Annotated in this window: 15 protein-coding genes; 11 read left to right on the plus strand and 4 right to left on the minus strand. The window is 65.6% G+C overall.

Features of this window, described 5'->3' with window-relative positions; all coding sequences use genetic code 11:
• Window positions 1–123: 123 nt before the first annotated feature.
• The gene (dnaE, locus tag GFY24_RS37610; RefSeq protein WP_153809893.1) at window positions 124–3,684 is read right to left on the minus strand and encodes a DNA polymerase III subunit alpha; all 3,561 of its coding nucleotides are present in this window, start codon (window positions 3,682–3,684) and stop codon (window positions 124–126) included.
• An 84-nt stretch (window positions 3,685–3,768) separates the two neighbouring features.
• On the opposite strand from dnaE, the gene GFY24_RS37615 reads away from it, so the two are divergent.
• The gene (locus GFY24_RS37615) at window positions 3,769–4,803 is read left to right on the plus strand and encodes a LysR family transcriptional regulator (protein ID WP_153809894.1); all 1,035 of its coding nucleotides are present in this window, start codon (window positions 3,769–3,771) and stop codon (window positions 4,801–4,803) included.
• Here GFY24_RS37615 and GFY24_RS37620 read toward each other — a convergent pair.
• Entirely contained in the window at window positions 4,763–5,254 is a 492-nt protein-coding gene (locus GFY24_RS37620) for a hypothetical protein (protein ID WP_309231810.1), read from the minus strand. The two genes, GFY24_RS37615 and GFY24_RS37620, sit on opposite strands and share 41 nt — an antisense overlap.
• Window positions 5,255–5,679: 425 nt before the next feature.
• On the opposite strand from GFY24_RS37620, the gene GFY24_RS37625 reads away from it, so the two are divergent.
• The 10 genes from GFY24_RS37625 to GFY24_RS37670 all read left to right on the plus strand — a co-directional run bounded on the left by GFY24_RS37625 (window position 5,680) and on the right by GFY24_RS37670 (window position 15,351).
• Window positions 5,680–6,453 carry a (2Fe-2S)-binding protein gene (locus GFY24_RS37625; protein WP_228567046.1) on the plus strand — a complete coding sequence of 258 codons (774 nt, stop codon included), beginning with the start codon at window positions 5,680–5,682 and terminating at the stop codon, window positions 6,451–6,453.
• A 136-nt stretch (window positions 6,454–6,589) separates the two neighbouring features.
• Window positions 6,590–8,641 (plus strand): threonine--tRNA ligase, encoded by a 2,052-nt coding sequence (gene thrS, locus GFY24_RS37630; protein ID WP_309231811.1) that lies wholly within the window; start codon window positions 6,590–6,592, stop codon window positions 8,639–8,641.
• Window positions 8,642–8,644: 3 nt separating this feature from the next.
• Window positions 8,645–9,256, plus strand: coding sequence for an HIT domain-containing protein (locus GFY24_RS37635; RefSeq protein WP_153809897.1), 612 nt, complete (start codon window positions 8,645–8,647; stop codon window positions 9,254–9,256).
• 80 nt (window positions 9,257–9,336) lie between these two features.
• Complete coding sequence (gene pgsA, locus GFY24_RS37640; protein ID WP_309231812.1) at window positions 9,337–10,008, plus strand: phosphatidylinositol phosphate synthase; 672 nt, start codon at window positions 9,337–9,339, stop codon at window positions 10,006–10,008.
• Window positions 10,005–11,021: a phosphatidylinositol mannoside acyltransferase gene (locus GFY24_RS37645; protein WP_309231813.1), complete on the plus strand. Its 1,017-nt coding sequence runs from the start codon at window positions 10,005–10,007 to the stop codon at window positions 11,019–11,021. The genes pgsA and GFY24_RS37645 overlap by 4 nt, the downstream gene beginning before the upstream one ends.
• Window positions 11,018–12,142 (plus strand): glycosyltransferase family 4 protein, encoded by a 1,125-nt coding sequence (locus GFY24_RS37650; RefSeq protein ID WP_153809898.1) that lies wholly within the window; start codon window positions 11,018–11,020, stop codon window positions 12,140–12,142. Before GFY24_RS37645 ends, GFY24_RS37650 begins: the two co-directional genes overlap by 4 nt.
• The gene (locus GFY24_RS37655) at window positions 12,142–13,182 is read left to right on the plus strand and encodes an NUDIX domain-containing protein (protein ID WP_309231824.1); all 1,041 of its coding nucleotides are present in this window, start codon (window positions 12,142–12,144) and stop codon (window positions 13,180–13,182) included. The genes GFY24_RS37650 and GFY24_RS37655 overlap by 1 nt, the downstream gene beginning before the upstream one ends.
• Window positions 13,183–13,320: 138 nt before the next feature.
• A complete protein-coding gene (locus tag GFY24_RS37660; protein WP_153809900.1) occupies window positions 13,321–13,989 on the plus strand; it encodes an EthD domain-containing protein in 669 nt (222 codons plus the stop codon).
• A gap of 154 nt (window positions 13,990–14,143) precedes the next feature.
• Window positions 14,144–14,695, plus strand: a complete 552-nt coding sequence (locus GFY24_RS37665; RefSeq protein ID WP_153809929.1) for an RNA polymerase sigma factor — start codon at window positions 14,144–14,146, stop codon at window positions 14,693–14,695.
• A gap of 86 nt (window positions 14,696–14,781) precedes the next feature.
• Complete coding sequence (locus GFY24_RS37670) at window positions 14,782–15,351, plus strand: alkaline shock response membrane anchor protein AmaP (protein WP_153809901.1); 570 nt, start codon at window positions 14,782–14,784, stop codon at window positions 15,349–15,351.
• A gap of 70 nt (window positions 15,352–15,421) precedes the next feature.
• On the opposite strand, the gene GFY24_RS37675 is transcribed toward GFY24_RS37670, so the two are convergent.
• A complete protein-coding gene (locus GFY24_RS37675; RefSeq protein WP_153809902.1) occupies window positions 15,422–16,687 on the minus strand; it encodes a hypothetical protein in 1,266 nt (421 codons plus the stop codon).
• A 78-nt stretch (window positions 16,688–16,765) separates the two neighbouring features.
• A complete protein-coding gene (locus tag GFY24_RS37680) occupies window positions 16,766–17,185 on the minus strand; it encodes a nuclear transport factor 2 family protein (RefSeq protein WP_309231814.1) in 420 nt (139 codons plus the stop codon).
• Between the last annotated feature and the right edge of the window lie 65 nt (window positions 17,186–17,250).

The following is a 17,250-nucleotide window of genomic DNA, read 5'->3' on the forward strand; positions in this document are numbered from 1 at the left end:
TGCTCGACCGGATCCAGCCCGCCAAGATCTCCCGATCGCCATCACGCAACACCAGAGGGGCAGCTCGCACGGCCCACATTCAACCAGAAACCCATACCGCCCAACAACTTTGGAATCGACCCACTAGGTCATCACTCGGTTCGCACTGCTCGCCAGGCAGGACTGACCGAACAACGCTTTCAGCTCACCCATCAACGCCGGTGATGTGGTGACCTGAAATCGGGCGTCGACGGCAAGCAATCGCGGACCCGCCTTACCCAGCAGGTTGATGCGGACCGCCGTCCCGCCGGGATGGCGCTGCAAGGTCTCGCGGAGAGTGCGCACACTGTGTGGCGTACAAGCGGAGACAGGGATGGTCACGGTCAACGGTTGTTCTGCCGACAATCCGGCCAGATCGGGAACCGTGATCTGATCGCCGAGGACCGACAGACGATTGTCTCGAACACTGATGTGGGCGGTGATCACAACGATGGCGTCCTCGGTCAGCGCAGAGGCCGCGTGCGCGAACGCGGCTGGGAAGAAAAGGACCTCGATGCTCGCGTCCAGATCCTCCAATCGCACGATCGCCCACGGATCGCCCTTCTTGTTCACGCGCCGATCGATCGCGGCCACGATGCCGCCCACTACGACCCGGGATCCGTGCGGAATTGCCGTTTCGGTGAGCGCCGAGATCGAGGTGTCACAGCGTGTTGCGAGCAGGTGGGCCACAGCGTCGAGCGGATGTCCGGAGACGTACAAGCCCAGCATTTCTCGTTCGAACCCCAAAAGTTGTCCGCGATCCCATTCCCGGTTCGGCACCGGTACGTCGAATACCGAGACGGCGGTGTCCGGCTCGGCGAAATCAGCAGCGAACAGATCGAATTGGCCGCGCGCCGCGGCCTTCTTGGTCGTCATCACCGCGTCGACGGCATCGCCGTGAATCAGGTGCAGACCGTGCCGAGGGTGGCCGAGTGAGTCGAAAGCGCCCGCCTTGACCAGTGATTCGACCACCTTCTTGCCACAGGCGACGGCATCGACCTTCGCGAGGAAGTCGGAGAAACTCGTGAAGGCCCCGCGGTTGCGTGCGCGGACAATGGCTTCCACCACCGGTTCGCCGACATTGCGGACCGCACCGAGTCCGAACCGAATATCGTCTGCCACACAGGAAAACGTGCCGACGGAGTGATTGACGTCCGGCGGCATCACACGGATACCACGCTTGCGGCAGTCGGCGAGATAGATCGCGGACTTGTCCTTGTCATCGCCCACGGAGGTGAGCAGGGCCGCCATGAATTCGGCGGGATAGTTCGCCTTCAGATAGGCGGTCCAATACATGACCAGGCTGTAGCCGGCGGCATGGGACTTGTTGTAGGCATAACCCGCGAACGGGAGCACGGCCTCCCACAGCGCCGTGATCGCAGCATCGCCGTAGCCATTGTCCAGCATGCCTTTTCGGAAGTTCTCGAACTCCATCGCGAGTACCTCGGGCTTCTTCTTGCCCATTGCGCGGCGCAGCAGATCGGCCTGCCCCAGCGAGTATCCGGCCACTCGCTGCGCAAGCTGCATGATCTGCTCCTGATAGACGATCAGCGCATAGGTCTCGGAGAGAATGTCGCGGAGCGATTCGTCCAGCTCGGGGTGAATCGGGGTGACCGCTTCCCGTCCGTTCTTGCGGTCCGCATACGCCCAGTGCGCGCCGACACCCATCGGTCCTGGGCGATACAGCGCATTGGAGGCCACCAGATCATTGAATTCGGTGGGTGCCATCCGCAGCAGCAGTTCACGCATGCCCGCCGAATCCATTTGGAACACACCGAGATTGTCGCCGCGAGCGAGCATGGCGTAGGTGCCTTCATCGTCGAGCACAAGGGTATCCAGATCGATATCGACACCGCGATTGGCGCGAATATTGTCCAGGCAATCCCCGATCACCGTCAGCGTGCGCAGGCCCAGGAAGTCCATCTTGAGCAGCCCGATGGATTCACACGATGGATAATCCCAGCCGGTGATGATCGCCCCGTCCTGCGGGCGTTTCCACAGCGGGACGACATCGAGCAGCGGGTCCCGAGACAGAATGACAGCACACGCGTGAACTCCGGCGCCGCGGACCATCCCCTCCAATCCCACTGCGGTGTCATAGATCTGGCGCACAATCGGGTCGCCGTCGACGAGCGCGCGTACCTCGGCGGCTTCGCCGTAGCGTTCGTGTGCCGGGTCGGTAATGCCGGACACCGAGATGTCCTTGGCGGCCACCGCGGGCGGCAGCGCTTTGGTGATGCGGTCGGCGATCGCGAAACCGGGCTGGCCGAAATGGACTCGCGCCGCGTCCTTCAGCGCGGCCTTGGTCTTGATCGTGCCGAAGGTGATGACCTGTGCGACCTTGTCGGCACCCCAGCGCTCGGTGGCATACCGGATCATCTCGCCACGTCGGCGATCATCGAAGTCGATATCGATATCGGGTGCGGATGGTCGTTCGGGGTTGAGGAATCGCTCGAACAGCAGGCCGTGCTCGATCGGATCGATATTGGTGATCGCCAGCGCATAGGCGACCAGCGAGCCCGCTGCGGAACCTCGGCCCGGCCCCACCCGGATCCCCACTCGGCGAGCGTGTGTCACCAGGTCGCCTACGACCAGAAAGTACGCGGGAAATCCCTTGTCGCGGATGATGTCGAGCTCGAAATGTGCACGCTCACGGTAGGTCTCGGGAACCCCGGTGGGAAAACGCCAGCGCAGCCCCTTGTCGACTTCACGACGTAGCCACGTATCCTCGGTTTCGCCGTCGGGCACCGGGAACACCGGCATCCGGTCCTGGAACTCCCACACCACGTCGTAGGGCTCGACGCGTGCGGCTATGGCGAGAGTGGCATCGCAGGCTCCGGGAACCTCGTCATCCCACAGCGCTCGCATTTCGGCCGCCGACTTCAGGTAGTAACCGTCCCCGTCGAATCGGAACCGGGCTGGGTCCGAGAGCGTCTTACCGGTTTGTACGCACAGCATCGCCTCATGTGCGGATGCGTGCTCGCGTAGTACGTAATGGCAGTCGTTCGTCGCCAACGGCGTCAACCCGGCCTTCTTGCCGACCGCCAGTAGATCTTCGCGAACCCGGCGTTCGATTGTCAGGCCGTGATCCATTACTTCGAGGAAGAAGTTCTCCGGACCGAAGATGTCCCGCCATCGACCGGCTGCGGCGCAGGCCGCCTCGAATTGCCCCAGCCGCAAACGGGTTTGGACCTCACCGGACGGGCAGCCCGTGGTCGCGATGATGCCGGCGGCGTGTTCGGCGATCAGCTCGGCATCCATGCGCGGCCACTTTCCCAACTGCCCCTCGAACGATGCCAGCGAGGACAGCCGGAACAGATTCCGTAGTCCGACAGCGTTTTCGGCGAACATCGTCATATGCAGATAGGCGCCCGACCCTGATACGTCATCCGCCTTCTGCGAAGGATCTCCCCAACGCACCCGTTTGCCGGAGAACCGGGATTCCGGCGCGATGTACGCCTCGATCCCGATGATCGGCTTGACCACTGATTGTTGCGACCGGCGGAAGAACTCGGCGGCCCCGTACATATTGCCGTGGTCGCTCATCCCGACCGCCGGCATGCCCGACCGCTCGGCCTCGGCGAACAGCGGGCCGACTTTCGCCAATCCGTCGAGCATCGAGTACTCGGTGTGGTTGTGCAGATGGACGAAAGACGCGCCTGTCATAGGATCACCATGCTCGGTTGATCCTGGCCGGTCGAACAAGGAACACGCGAAAGTGCACAACCACCGTTTGTACTCGGAGGAACCATGGCGGATTTGGATATGGCAGCGGTGCGAGCGTTCGTCGCCACGGTGGATCAGCGGCAGTTCAGCCTCGCCGCCGACCTGCTCGGCCTGAGTCAGCAGGCGATTTCGAAACGTATCGCCAAGCTCGAAACCCAGTTGGGCGCAACGCTATTCGATCGGGTACCCGCAGGGGTCGTGCCGACCGTCGCCGGGGTTCGACTGCTCCCGCACGCCAGATCGCTGCTGGTCATAGCCGACCAGGCGATCATGGCGGTGCGAGATAACCCGGGACCGTTGCGTATTGCCGTGCTGGGCGAGCGGCAGGCGGCGATGCAGTCATTGCGGTTCTACCTCGATCGCCATCCCGGCGCCGACACCGAAATCGTGCTGTCGAACGCCTTCGTCACCTCCCGCGACGCGTTATTGAGCGGCCGTGCCGATGTAGCCTTCGCCCGGGCGTGTGGCGGCCCTCGCCCGCTGCCCGACGGGATCGATGCTGTCCCAGCCTATTTGGAGCCCCTGCACCTACTCGTCGGGCGCGATCATCCCCTGGCCGGGCGGTCGGCGGTCGGTCTCGGCGATATCGGCGAATTCAACGTCTGGGTGCCCGGTGCCGCGGTCCCCTCCGAATGGTCCGACTACTACCGGGATCTCAGCGAAATGAGCGGCATCGCCATCGATACGACACAGCGGCCGGAAGTATTCGGCAACTCCGACTCGGCAGACGGACCCGCCCCCATCGAACTGCTCGTCGAACGAATAGCCGCATCGGACACCCTGGCCACCTTCAGCGGCGAGGGTTTCGCCGTTCCGTGGCATCCACACATTCGACGTGTACCCATCGTCGACCCCACCCCGGCCTACCCGCATGCCCTGCTGTGGGACACCACCAACACCCACCCCGGCCTACCGAGCCTGATCGCTCACTTCCGCGACAACTACAACAACGACCTCGCTGCCGATTGCTGGATTCCGAACCCCGACCGCGCTTTCTTCGAGTCGGATCAGCCTGCGGTCAGCAGGCGACGGATCGGAAATGTGCGCGGTCGTTGGTGACGGCGGCTCGTACCGCAGCGGCGATCGCGACGAGCGGCGGCACCCAGCGTGACTCACCAGGTGCGATTCCCCAGCCCGTCGCACCACCTGCGACCGGGAGGGGGACTGTCGCGCCGTCGGTGTGGACGATCGCACCCGCGTCACGCAGCATGGCGATTGCCTTGGCGGCCTTGGCCGCACCGACCACCAAGTGGATTTCGCGGCGCTGTGAGTCGCGGATTTCGATCACCGGACCGGAGAGATTGTTCGCCCGCAGGAATCGTCGTACGGCGGTGGCCAGCGGCCCGGTGAGCTCTACGGCCGCGATCCGGTGGTCGGTGACCAGTTGCACACCTTCGGAAGTCGCCTCGACCGCCCATCCGAAGCCCGCACAGTCCCGCACGGCCTGCGTTGCTGCCGAGCGCGCGGCGAATGGAAACTTCGCGGGCTCGGGCGAAGACGTCACGGACACTGTCGGAAACATTGCGGGCACTGTGTTCTCCCATTCACCAGGTGCATCGAGTTCACGCGGCGACATCCGCTTGCATAACCCTCACGCCGGAGGCTGTGCGCCGGATCCGTTGCGGCTGTGAGGTTCCTGCGGACCGCAACAGGAATTCAGCGCTCGAATCCGAATCCCTGCATCAGCCCTGGGTAGTCCCTCGGATACCTCTCAGGTCGGACGACGCGGGTGCCGAATGATGTATCGACTCGGGGGGAGACCCCTATTAACAGCGGGCCGGAAACCGGGTCTTTCGGGGCGGCTCTCGCGCGCCTGCGGGGGCGGTCGTAGAGTCCCGCTTAAGGTGGGGCCGTCTGCGGGCGGACGTGGCGGCCTCGCGGTGACATCCTGGTTATGAGCCCCTGTGGTGGCGGCTGGATCGGAGTCCAATGGAAATGGTTGCGCAGCCTCCCGTTCGGATGAATGTGGTGCCGGGTGCCCGGCTACTCGACCGGCAGTGGCTGGCCGAGCGGATATCCGATATGGGCATTTCCTGGGGGACCGGGGACTCGCGGGTCTCCGGGACGCTGTGGTGGTGCATGGCCGCGTCATCACTGGTGGACCCGATCGTGAGCGCGCACGCCGCCGGATTGCCCGCCATGGATCCGGCGCTGGAGAACATCGGGCTGGAGATCCGGCCGGACGGGGGAGTCGAGCGGGTACTCGCCATGTGCGACCTCGAGTCCGCCGCGGCCGCCCTCGACAGGCACTCGACCGAACCCGGCGTGCAGTCGGACCAACCTGGCGCGAACTCGAGCGAGCCCGCCACACCTTCGGATGCGCTCGGCACGGACTTGATCGACTCAGTCGGCCCGCCCGGGCCCGCCGAATCCGTTGGTCATGCCCTGCGGCACACCCTGTCGGCTGTCATCCCCGTAGTCGGCGAAGCCTCCGGCGCGGGAGTGGCCGCGCTATGGGCCGTGGTCGCCGACGCCATCGGCAACCGAGCCCTCGACGCGGGCGCGCAGGAAACGGGATCGGCGCTGGCCAGGGAGGTTTCGGGCCGTCTGCCGATACCTCGTTTCAGTGATGTCGGCGGGCGGACTTTTGTGCGTCGCATCTCCTGCTGCCTGGTGTTCGAGGTGCCCGGTTGTGAGATGTGTACGAGCTGTCCGAAACGTCCTGCGGCCCAGCGCGAAGCACTGCTCGCGGAGTTGGCCGCGCGGTAATTCGTCCACTGCCGTAAGGGGCTGACACCCCGGCACCCGGTCCATCGGCACGCGGTCACCGGCGTGCCGATAGCATGGACCGGCCAGACATCGCGGGGATTTCCCGCGCTACGACAATGCCAAGGAGTGCGCAGCCGTGACCACCACAGCCCCGAAGAGCCCAGTCGCCCTCGTCCGGGTGTCGGCCGGGACTACGGCGGGTGCCGCGGTGCGCGAGGCCGACCTGCCGAGCAAGGGGCCGAACGCAGTCATCGTCGTCAAGGATGACGAGGGCAACCTCAAGGATCTGTCCTGGATTCCGGACACCGATGTCGAGGTCGAAGCCGTCACCGCGGACTCCGAGGACGGCCGCAGCGTCATCCGGCACTCGGCCGCGCATGTGCTGGCCCAGGCCGTACAGCAGGAGTTCCCGGGCACCAAGCTCGGTATCGGCCCGTTCATCAAGGACGGCTTCTACTACGACTTCCAGGTCGAGCGCCCCTTCACCCCGGAGGATCTGGCCAAGCTGGAATCCCGGATGAAGAAGATCATCAAAGGCGCGCAGCGCTTTTCGCGCCGCGTCACCGATGTCGAGGCCGCGCGCATCGAGCTCGCCAACGAGCCGTTCAAGCTGGAGCTCATCTCCGACAAGTCGGGTATCGACGATCCGGAGGTCATGGAGGTCGGCGGCAAAGAGCTGACCATCTACGACAATCTGGACCCGCGCACCGGCGAGAAGCTGTGGGGCGACCTCTGCCGCGGCCCGCACATCCCCACCACCAAGTACATTCCCGCGTTCAAGCTGACCCGCAGCTCCGCCGCCTACTGGCGTGGTGATCAGAGCCGCGAGGACCTGCAGCGCATCTACGGCACCGCCTGGGAATCCACCGAGGCCCAGGACGAATACCTGCGCCTGCTGGAAGAGGCCGAGAAGCGCGATCACCGCAAGCTCGGACTGGAACTGGACCTGTTCTCCTTCCCGGACGAGCTGGGTTCCGGCCTGCCGGTGTTCCATCCCAAGGGCGGCGTCATCCGCAAGGAGATGGAGGACTACTCCCGCAAGCGGCACACCGCCGCGGGCTACGAGTTCGTCAACACCCCGCACGTCACCAAGGGTCATCTCTTCGAGGTCTCCGGCCACCTGGACTGGTACCGCGACGGCATGTTCCCGGCCATGCACCTGGACGCCGAACTCAATGAGGACGGCACCGTCCGCAAGCCCGGCCAGGACTACTACGTCAAGCCGATGAACTGCCCGATGCACAATCTGATCTTCCGTGCGCGCGGCCGCTCCTATCGCGAACTTCCCTTGCGGCTCTTCGAATTCGGCTCGGTCTACCGCTACGAGAAGTCCGGCGTCGTGCACGGCCTGACTCGCGTGCGCGGCATGACCCAGGACGACGCGCACATCTACTGCACCAAGGAGCAGATGCACGCGGAGCTCACCTCCACGCTGCAGTTCGTGCTCTCCCTGCTGCGCGATTACGGCCTCGACGACTTCTACCTGGAGCTCTCCACCAAGGACCCCAAGAAGTTCGTCGGCTCCGACGATCTGTGGGAGGAAGCCACCGAAACCCTGCGCAAGGTGGCCACCGACTCCGGCCTGAACCTGGTGCCGGACCCGGGCGGCGCGGCCTTCTACGGCCCGAAGATCTCCGTGCAGGTCAAGGACGCCCTCGGCCGCACCTGGCAGATGTCGACCATCCAGCTGGACTTCAACCTGCCCGAGCGTTTCGAGCTGGAGTACACCGGCACGGACGGTCAGAAGCACCGCCCGGTCATGATCCACCGCGCGCTGTTCGGCTCCATCGAGCGCTTCTTCGGCGTGCTCACCGAGCATTACGCGGGCGCGTTCCCGGCCTGGCTCTCGCCGGTGCAGGTGGTCGGTATCCCGGTCGCCGACGCCTTCGTCGAGCACCTCGACAGTGTCATCGAATCGCTGCGCGATCAGGGCGTGCGCGCCGAGGTCGACCGCAGTGACGACCGCATGCAGAAGAAGATCTTCAATCACACCGCGCAGAAGGTCCCCTTCATGCTGCTGGCCGGTGCCAAGGATGTCGAGGCGGGCGCGGTCAGCTTCCGATTCCGCGACGGCACCCAGGTGAACGGTGTTCCGGTCGCCGAGGCGATCTCCACCATCATCGAGTGGATCGCGCACCGCGAGAACGACTCTCCGACCGCGGCGCGTTTCGAGAAGACGAACGGGTAGGGCATGAGCGAACGTACGGTGCCCGGCAGCCTCACCGAAGATGCTGCGGGGCTTGAAGATTCGGCACCGCAGCAGATCATCGACCGCGGCCCGGGGGAACCCGACCGGCTGCAGCGGCTGTGGACGCCGTACCGCATGTCCTACATCACGGGCGCGACCGCGGAGCGAGATGCGAACGCGCCCAAGAAGACCGGCCATCCCTTCACCGATATCCCGGAGATGTCCGATGAGGACGGCCTGGTCATCGCGCGCGGCGAATGGGTGTACGCGGTACTGAACCTGTACCCGTACAACCCCGGTCACATGATGGTGGTCCCCTACCGTCGCGTAGCGAACCTCGAGGACCTCACCCTCGACGAGAGCACCGAGCTGATGGCCTTCACCCAGCAGGCGATTCGCGTGATGAAGCGCGTCTCGCGGCCGGAGGGTTTCAATGTCGGCTTGAATCTCGGTGGCGTTGCCGGGGGTTCACTCGCCGATCACCTGCATCAACATATCGTGCCCCGCTGGAGTGGCGATGCGAACTTCATTACCGTCGTCGGCGGAGTGAAGGTGATGCCACAGCTGCTGCGGGAAACGCGGGCGTTGCTGGCGGAGGCCTGGAAGGAGGCGTAGATGAGCGACAATCGCGCAGCGGCTCATCGAAGCCGACCGGGTGCGGGTGTTCCGCAAGGCACGGAAGGAATCCGAATAGCGTGCTGAGCTTCTTCGGTCGCGAGACGTTCGCCAAAGCGACTGCGCCCCTGGGCAAAGCACTGGTGAGCACCGGGCTGACCCCTGACGCTATGACGCTCATCGGCACCACCGCCTCGATCGCGGCGGCGGTGACGCTGTTCCCGTCCGGTCACTTGTTCTGGGGAACCATGGTGATCTGGCTCTTCGTCATGTTCGACATGCTGGACGGCGCGATGGCCCGCGCTCGCGGCGGCGGCACGAAATACGGTGCGGTACTTGACGCCACCTGTGATCGGGTGGCGGACGGCGCGATCTTCGGCGGCCTGGCCTGGTGGGCGGTCTACCACGAACACTCCAAGATGCTGTTCGCTGCGACCCTGGTGGTACTGGTGACCTCGCAGGTCATCTCGTATGCCAAGGCGCGCGCGGAGGCCAGCGGGCTCTCAGCCGACGGCGGGATCATCGAACGCCCGGACCGTCTGGTCATCGGCCTGGTCGGTACCGGATTGACCGGTATCGGCGGCTATTTCGAGATCGACTGGCTCACCTACGCGGTGTACGTGGCCATCTACATTCTGGCGGTGCTGAGCATTGTCACCGTCTTCCAGCGGGTGCTGGCCGTGCGCAATTCGCCTGGCGCACGCGACATTATCGCCACTGTGGCGAAGGCGCCGGAGGAACCCCAGCGGTGAGCACCTCTTTCACGTCCGCGTTGACCGAGAAGGCGTACGCGGCCGGTTGGGCGCTGGTGCGCGGACTTCCGGAGGGTATGGCGCGCAAGGCATTCGACGCCGGAGCCGATGCCGCCGCCCGCAAGGCCGATCGCAGGGCCCGCGCCGGAACGCCGAATCAGTTGCGGCGCAACCTCGCCCGGGTGATCGGCACGACGCCCGAAGAAGTGCCCGACGATCTGGTGCGCGCGAGCATGCGGTCCTACGCCCGCTACTGGCGTGAGGCATTCCGGCTGCCCGGTATGGACCACGCGGAGATGGTGCGCTCGGGCCAACTCTTCGTCAACGAGGTCGAGCATCTCGAGACCGCGCTGGCCGCCGGTCGCGGTGCGGTGGCGGTACTGCCACATTCGGGCAACTGGGATATGGCCGGCGTGTGGCTGGTGCAGAACCACGGTCCCTTCACCACGGTCCAGGAGCGGCTGCAACCGGAATCCCTGTTCGAGCGCTTCGTCGAGTATCGGGCGAGCCTGGGCTTCGAGGTGTTCCCGCTCACCGGCGGTGAGCAGCCGCCGTTCCCGCAGTTGGCGGAGCGGCTGCGGCGGAACCGAGTGGTATGCCTGCTGGGCGAGCGTGATCTCACCGGGAAGGGTGTGCCGGTCGACTTCTTCGGCGAACGCACTTGGATGCCCGCGGGCCCGGCGAAACTGGCGATCGAGACCGGTGCGGCGCTCATCCCGGTGCACTGCTGGAACACCACCGATGCGCGGGGCCGCGAAGGCTGGGGTTTCAAGACGGAAGCGGCGCTGGATGTTTCGGGCGGCACCGCCGCGGCAACCCAACTACTGGCGGATCGATTCGCGGCCAATATCGCCGAACATCCCGCAGACTGGCACATGCTGCAACCGCTGTGGGAGAGTGACTTGTCGCAATCGCGACTCGATCGCATTGCCGCGGCACAGCACAAGATGGGGAATCAGCCGCCCGGCGCCGACACCGACGCGAACGGGCACAGGGGAGACGGCGCGCTATGAGAATCGGCATGGTCTGCCCGTATTCGTTCGACGTTCCGGGCGGGGTGCAGGCACATGTTGTCGAACTCGCGCAGGTGCTCATCGAGCGCGGACACAAGGTGAGTGTGCTCGCCCCTGCCGCCGATGACACCCCACTGCCCGACTATGTGGTCTCCGCCGGTCGCGCGGTCGCGATTCCCTACAACGGGTCCGTCGCGCGACTCTCCTTCGGCCCCACCGCCTATTCGCGTATCCGGCGCTGGATCGCCGAGAACGACTTCGATGTACTGCATATTCACGAGCCGAACGCACCGAGTCTGTCGATGCTGGCATTGAAGATCGCGGAAGGCCCGATCGTGGCGACCTTCCACACCTCGACCACGAAATCATTGGTGCTCAGCACTTTTCAGGGTGTGCTGCGGCCGTACCACGAGAAGATCAGCGGCCGGATCGCGGTCTCGGAGCTGGCGCGCCGCTGGCAGGTGGAGGCGCTGGGCGGGGATGCCGTCGAAATCCCCAATGGCGTGGACGTTCCCGCGTTCGCGCACGCCCCACTACTGAACGGCTATCCGCGCGAGGGTGGCACGGTTCTGTTCCTTGGCCGCTATGACGAGCCACGTAAGGGTATGGATGTGCTGCTCGGCGCGCTGCCCGAATTGGTGCGCCGGCATCCGAATATCGAGGTGCTGATCGTCGGGCGCGGTGATGAGGAGCGACTGCGCCGCGAAGCCGGTAAAAACGCTTCACACCTGCGCTTTCTCGGCCAGGTCTCGGATCAGGAGAAGGCGTCGGCCATGCGCAGCGCCGACGTGTACTGCGCCCCCAATCTGGGCGGCGAGAGCTTCGGTATCGTGCTGGTCGAGGCCATGGCCGCCGGAACCGCCGTGGTCGCGAGCGATCTCGACGCCTTCCGCCGCGTACTGCGCGACGGCACCGCGGGCATGCTGGTCCCGGTTGGTGATTCGGATCTGCTCGCCGCGGCCCTGGACAGCGTGCTGACCGATGCCGGCCGCCGCGACGATCTCATCCGCACCGCGAATCAGGTTGTCGGCGAATATGATTGGCCGGTCGTCGCCGAGCAGATCCTGCGCGTCTACGAGACCGTCACCGTCGGTGATATGCGCGTCAGGACCGCCGGATGATCACCTTCTCCGCCACCACGATTCTGGTTCTCACCTTAATCGCGGCCATTGTCATCACCATCGGTGTCTGGGCGTACACCACCGCCAATCGCCTGGACCGGCTGCACGTGCGCACCGATCAGGCCCGGCACGCCCTGGACGCGGCGCTGGCCCGGCGCGCGGTGGTGGCACGATCGGTCGCCGCCATGCTCGGCGTCGACGCCGAACCCGAACATATCGAACAGGCACGCCGCTTGGCGGCGCTCGCCGATCGCGCCGAGCGGGCCGACTGGCAGGACCGTGAGACGGTGGAAAACCAGTTGGCCGCAGCGCTTTCCGCGGTCGATATCGATCAGCTGCCGCCGCAATTGGTGGCCGAACTCGCCGATGCCGAGGCGCGAGTACTGATTGCCCGCCGCTTCCACAATGACGCGGTCCGTGACACCCTCGCGCTGCGCACTCGCCGCCTGGTCCGCATCCTGCACCTGGGCGGTACCGCGCCGCTGCCGACCTATTTCGAGATCGCCGAGCGGGTAACGGCCGCGGCCTCCACCGGGCTCGACGTGGATACCGTGCGCACGTCGGCGCGAATTGTGCTGCTGGACGAAGGCAATCGCGTCCTGCTATTGCGCGGACGTGACCCGAAGGTCCCGGACGTTGAATTCTGGTTCACCATCGGCGGCGGAGTCGATCCCGGAGAATCATTGCGCGAAGCCGCGATCCGGGAACTCTATGAGGAAACCGGTTATCCGGCAGACTCTTCCGCCTTGCGCGGGCCATTGTGGCGGCGGGTGGCGGTGTTTCCATTCAACGGCGAGCTGATTCGTTCGGAAGAATTGTTCTTCGCGCTTCGGGCAAAGAACTTCGAACCCAATCCGGCGAAACTCGATTTCATCGAGCGGCGTTCCATCACCGGCAATAAATGGTGCACGCCGGCCGATATCGCGGCCATGGACAACTCGGGTGAGACCGTGTACCCCTACCATCTGGACCAACTGCTCGGCGAGGCGATCAGCGCCGCGGACAGCGATATCGATCCGGAAGTCCGCTCCATTCGCTGACTCTTCGTTAAACGCCCTCCCCGGGTACCCGAAGCCGGTCGAGTCCGCTGGATGGGACGGGTGTGCCGAAACGCCCGGCCGTCACCGCCTCCCGGAGCTACGGTGAGCCGGTCAAACGGAGATCGGTGAAGGACGGCAATGAAGCTGATGTACGCCCTGTGGGGCGCGGATCTGGACGAGCGGCTGCACGCCGCCGAACTGCGGCACCGGCTGGCCGATATCGGGGCCACGGAGTGGCAGGTGAACGTCCGCGACTCCGATGTCGCGGCCGCGCCGGTCCGGCACTCGACCTACGAGCAGCCCATCGACGCGATTGTCAGCGTGCGCACCCGCGGCGGGCACGAATCCATTACCGCCGCACTCGGTTCGGTGGCCGATGAGGTGAACGGCTGGATCGTCGACGAGCGCACCCCGATCGTCCCGCCCAAGGTGGAGAACGGCGTCCGCACCGACGCCCTGGCGAATATCGCCCTGCTGCGCATACCCGCCGACCTCACTCGCGAGGAGTGGCTGCACCGCTGGCACGACCTGCACACCCAGGTCGCCATCGACACCCAGGACACCTTCGGCTATGTCCAGAACACCGTTCTGGAGCCGATCACCGAGGGCAGGCGCGTCGATGCCCTCGTCGAAGAGCTCTTCCCCATGGCCGCCATGACGAGTGCGCACGCCTTCTACGGCGCGGGCGACGACGATGCCGAACTCCAGCGCCGGGCCGCCCTCATGATGGAGAGTGTCGTGCGTTTCGGCGCCCATCTGGATCTCGATCTGGTGCCGACCAGCAGGTACGTGTACTCGCTGGGCTGAGCGCCGGGCGCATCTCGCGCATTCGAACAAGGACACTCCGGATCGGCGATTCGTCACTCGGCAAACATTGAGACAACCATCACTCATACTGCTTCGTGAGGATCTCCGAACGCCGGTGTCTATCTCTTCGAAGCGATGAGGAGGTGCGGTGCCCATGCCCGAGGCGGCACTCACGATCACGCCCGACGACGCCACCCTGGCCGCGCGGGTGCGTGACGGCGATATTCGCGCCTTCGAACAGCTGGTCCTGCGCTACGAAGGACAGATGTTCCGGCTGGCGTCACGCATGCTGGCCGATCGCGCCGAGGCGCAGGACATCGTGCAGGAGGTCTTCCTGACCGCGTGGCGGCGCATCGGCCAATTACAGGACGACGCCGCCTTCGCGGGCTGGCTCTACCGCATGACCACCAATCGCTGTCTGAATCTGCTGCGCTCGCGGCAATTTCCGGCCGATGTCGACCCCGACGCCACCGAATCCCCGCGCATCGAAACGCGACCCGAGCACGCGGTACAGGTCAACAGCCAATTGGAGGCGCTGACCGTGGCGCTGGGGCAACTCACTCCCGAACAGCGGGCCTGCTGGCTGCTGCGCGAGGTGCACGGCCGCAGCTACGAAGAGATCGGCGAGATCGTCGGCGCGAACGGCACCGCGGTACCGGACGAACCGAATCCGACGGGGTGCACACTGCGATGCGGGAGGCCGTGACCGGCGCGCTGGACCGGATCGCCCCGGCTACGCGCCCGAAAACCTTGCGGACGCGGTTGCGGTCCCATCGGACAGGGGAGGGATAGATGCCCGAGCTCAATCGTCCCGCGCGGCTCAATCGCGCGCTGCTGGCGCTGACGGGTCTGCTGCTCCTGGTCGCGGGCGGCTATGCGGTGGCCGCGAATCGAGGGCGGCTCGGCTGGGTCGACGCCGCTGACGCGCTCACGCCCGGAACCGGCGCACCGCCGCGCTGGGTATTGCTCCTCATCGCGGTCGGAGCGGTCATGGTCGGTCTGCTCTGCTTGCGCTGGCTGCTCACGCAGGTGTTCCGGCTGCCGCGCGCGGTCGAGTGGGAGCTCGCGACGGGAAGTTCGGCCGGGGCCACCCTGTTGGACTCCTCCGTTGCGGCAGCGGCGGTTTCGGCCGATATCGAGAGCTACTCCGATGTCCGCTCGGTGTCGGCGGTGCTGACCGGCCCAGCTCGCGCCCCCGACCTGCACCTGATTGTCACCGCCGAGCCCGGTGCCGATATCACCGCCCTGCGCCGTCGTATTCTCGGCGAGGCCGTCCCGCGCTTGCGCACGGCGCTGGAAGTCGGGGTGATGCCGGTGAGCATGGAACTCCGCTACGCCGAAAAGGCTGCCCGCGCAAGCTGATCCCGGACGGCCCGCCGCCACGTGTACCCGTACGTGCGTAGCCGCTCCCCGGCATTACGGCATGACTCTCTCAGAAGAAGCGTGAACTCCCCACGGGCCCAGGCGAATTCAATGGCGTGCGCGGACCGCGCAGCCAGGTGTCCCGCGTGGCCGCGACGAAGGCGGTGAAGCTGTCGTCCGTATCGGGCGGTGTCTCACCATCCCCGGTATCGGGCGTGCCGTCCGCGCGCACTATCTCCTCGGCGATCTCGGCCTCCGCCCGGGAATCCGCCTGCGGTGCTTGCTCATCCACGCGCAGGCCGGGCTCCCATGGAGCGGTGATCCGCTGAACGAGCAGACCGCTGATATCCGCGCTGACGGCCGGTGGCCGCGTCCAACAGGTGGCGTGTTCGAACAGAATCTGCCCGTCCGCCCGCTGATTCAGTGTGCGCACCAGATCCTGGTCGAGCTCGGCGAGGTCGTAGGCCACGACCAGGGTATCGGTGCTCTCCGGTGCATACGGCCGGGTGGGCAGGCCGAGCAACTGGGCCGCGGCCAACCCGAGTATCCGATCGGAGCGTCCCGGCAGCAAGGACACCGAATGTGGCTGCCGCCCAGCTGCATTCAGTATCGACGCCAGTCGATCCAGGCTGTACCGGCACAGCTCCGGGTTGTCCCCGAGATATGCCCAGCGCCCGGTCATCCCGGCGGTGAACCCGTACGGCGACAGCGTGCCGAGATAACCCCCGGTCAGCGTGAAGTGCCAGCCGCGCAGGTCATTCCAATCCAGCGGTGCGACCGCCCCGGCCGCCGCGCCACGTGTGAGCATGCCCGCGACCCGGTCGCGCGCGAACAACCACCGCTCATCCTCGGGCGGCGGCAGTTTCGCGAATTCCGTTTCCGCACGCTCCAATTGGCCGGACAGTATCGAGTTGTAGACCAGCAGATACCGCTCCGGCCAAGCCCGCAGCATCGATTCGTGTGCCAACAGCACCTCGACGGCCTCACCGTGCCGATGCTCATCCTCGAACGCGGTCACCAACTCGGCCCGCGCCATACTCGACTCCGGCTCGAGCCGAAGCGCCTCGCGCAGTACCGGAATGGCCAGGAACGAGATACCCCGCTCGATGCACTCGTATCCGAGCGCCGTCAACGCCTTCGAGTCCGAGGGATCCGCACCCACCGCTGCGGCGGCCGTAGCCAGATCCTCGAATTCCACGGCGCGGGCGAGCGAGTTCGTGATCTCGGCGAGTTCGCGGACCGGCGTTGTCTCCGCGATGAACCGCAGTGCCCGCACCGTCCCCGGCACATCGCCTTCCGCGAGCAGCTGCCAGGCGTCTTCCATTTCATTACTCATCGAATTCGATCTTCGATGCTGAAATGATTGTGGGCAACCGGTTTTCGAACTCTCCGGATGCGTGGCAGGAGGGAGTGCTCAGCCGGCTCGGACGGCGCGGCGCAGTACCGCGGGATGCCGGATCAGCTTGGGGCCCAGCACAACTGCCAGCATTGTCGAACCCAGCCAGGGGCGAAGGTGTGGCGTCAACCGCTGTATGCGGCCGTCGGCGTTCTGCTCGATCAGCATGGCGTCGCCGAGGCGTACCCCCAATACGCGTGCCTGCGATACCGCCACCGTGGTGCCCGCATCGCTGACCCGGTGTTGCCAGGTGAAGTCGGCCAGTGCGGGCAACAACGCGGAGAACAACACGCGTAGATCGTCGTGGCCGCGGAAGACCGCCCGTGCGGCCAGCGGCGAGACGAGTTCCGCGTCGACCGCCAGGGTTTCGAGCACCGCGTCCACATCAGCGGCGGCTGTCGCAGCGCAGAATTGGGCAATCACGTCAACGTTTTGCACGGGAACCTCATAATCGCAATTACTACACACTGTAGTCATGGCTGGTTCGATCGCGAGGGAAGTGC

Origin of the sequence: Nocardia sp. SYP-A9097, from assembly GCF_009649815.1 — a bacterium.
GTDB lineage: Bacteria > Actinomycetota > Actinomycetes > Mycobacteriales > Mycobacteriaceae > Nocardia.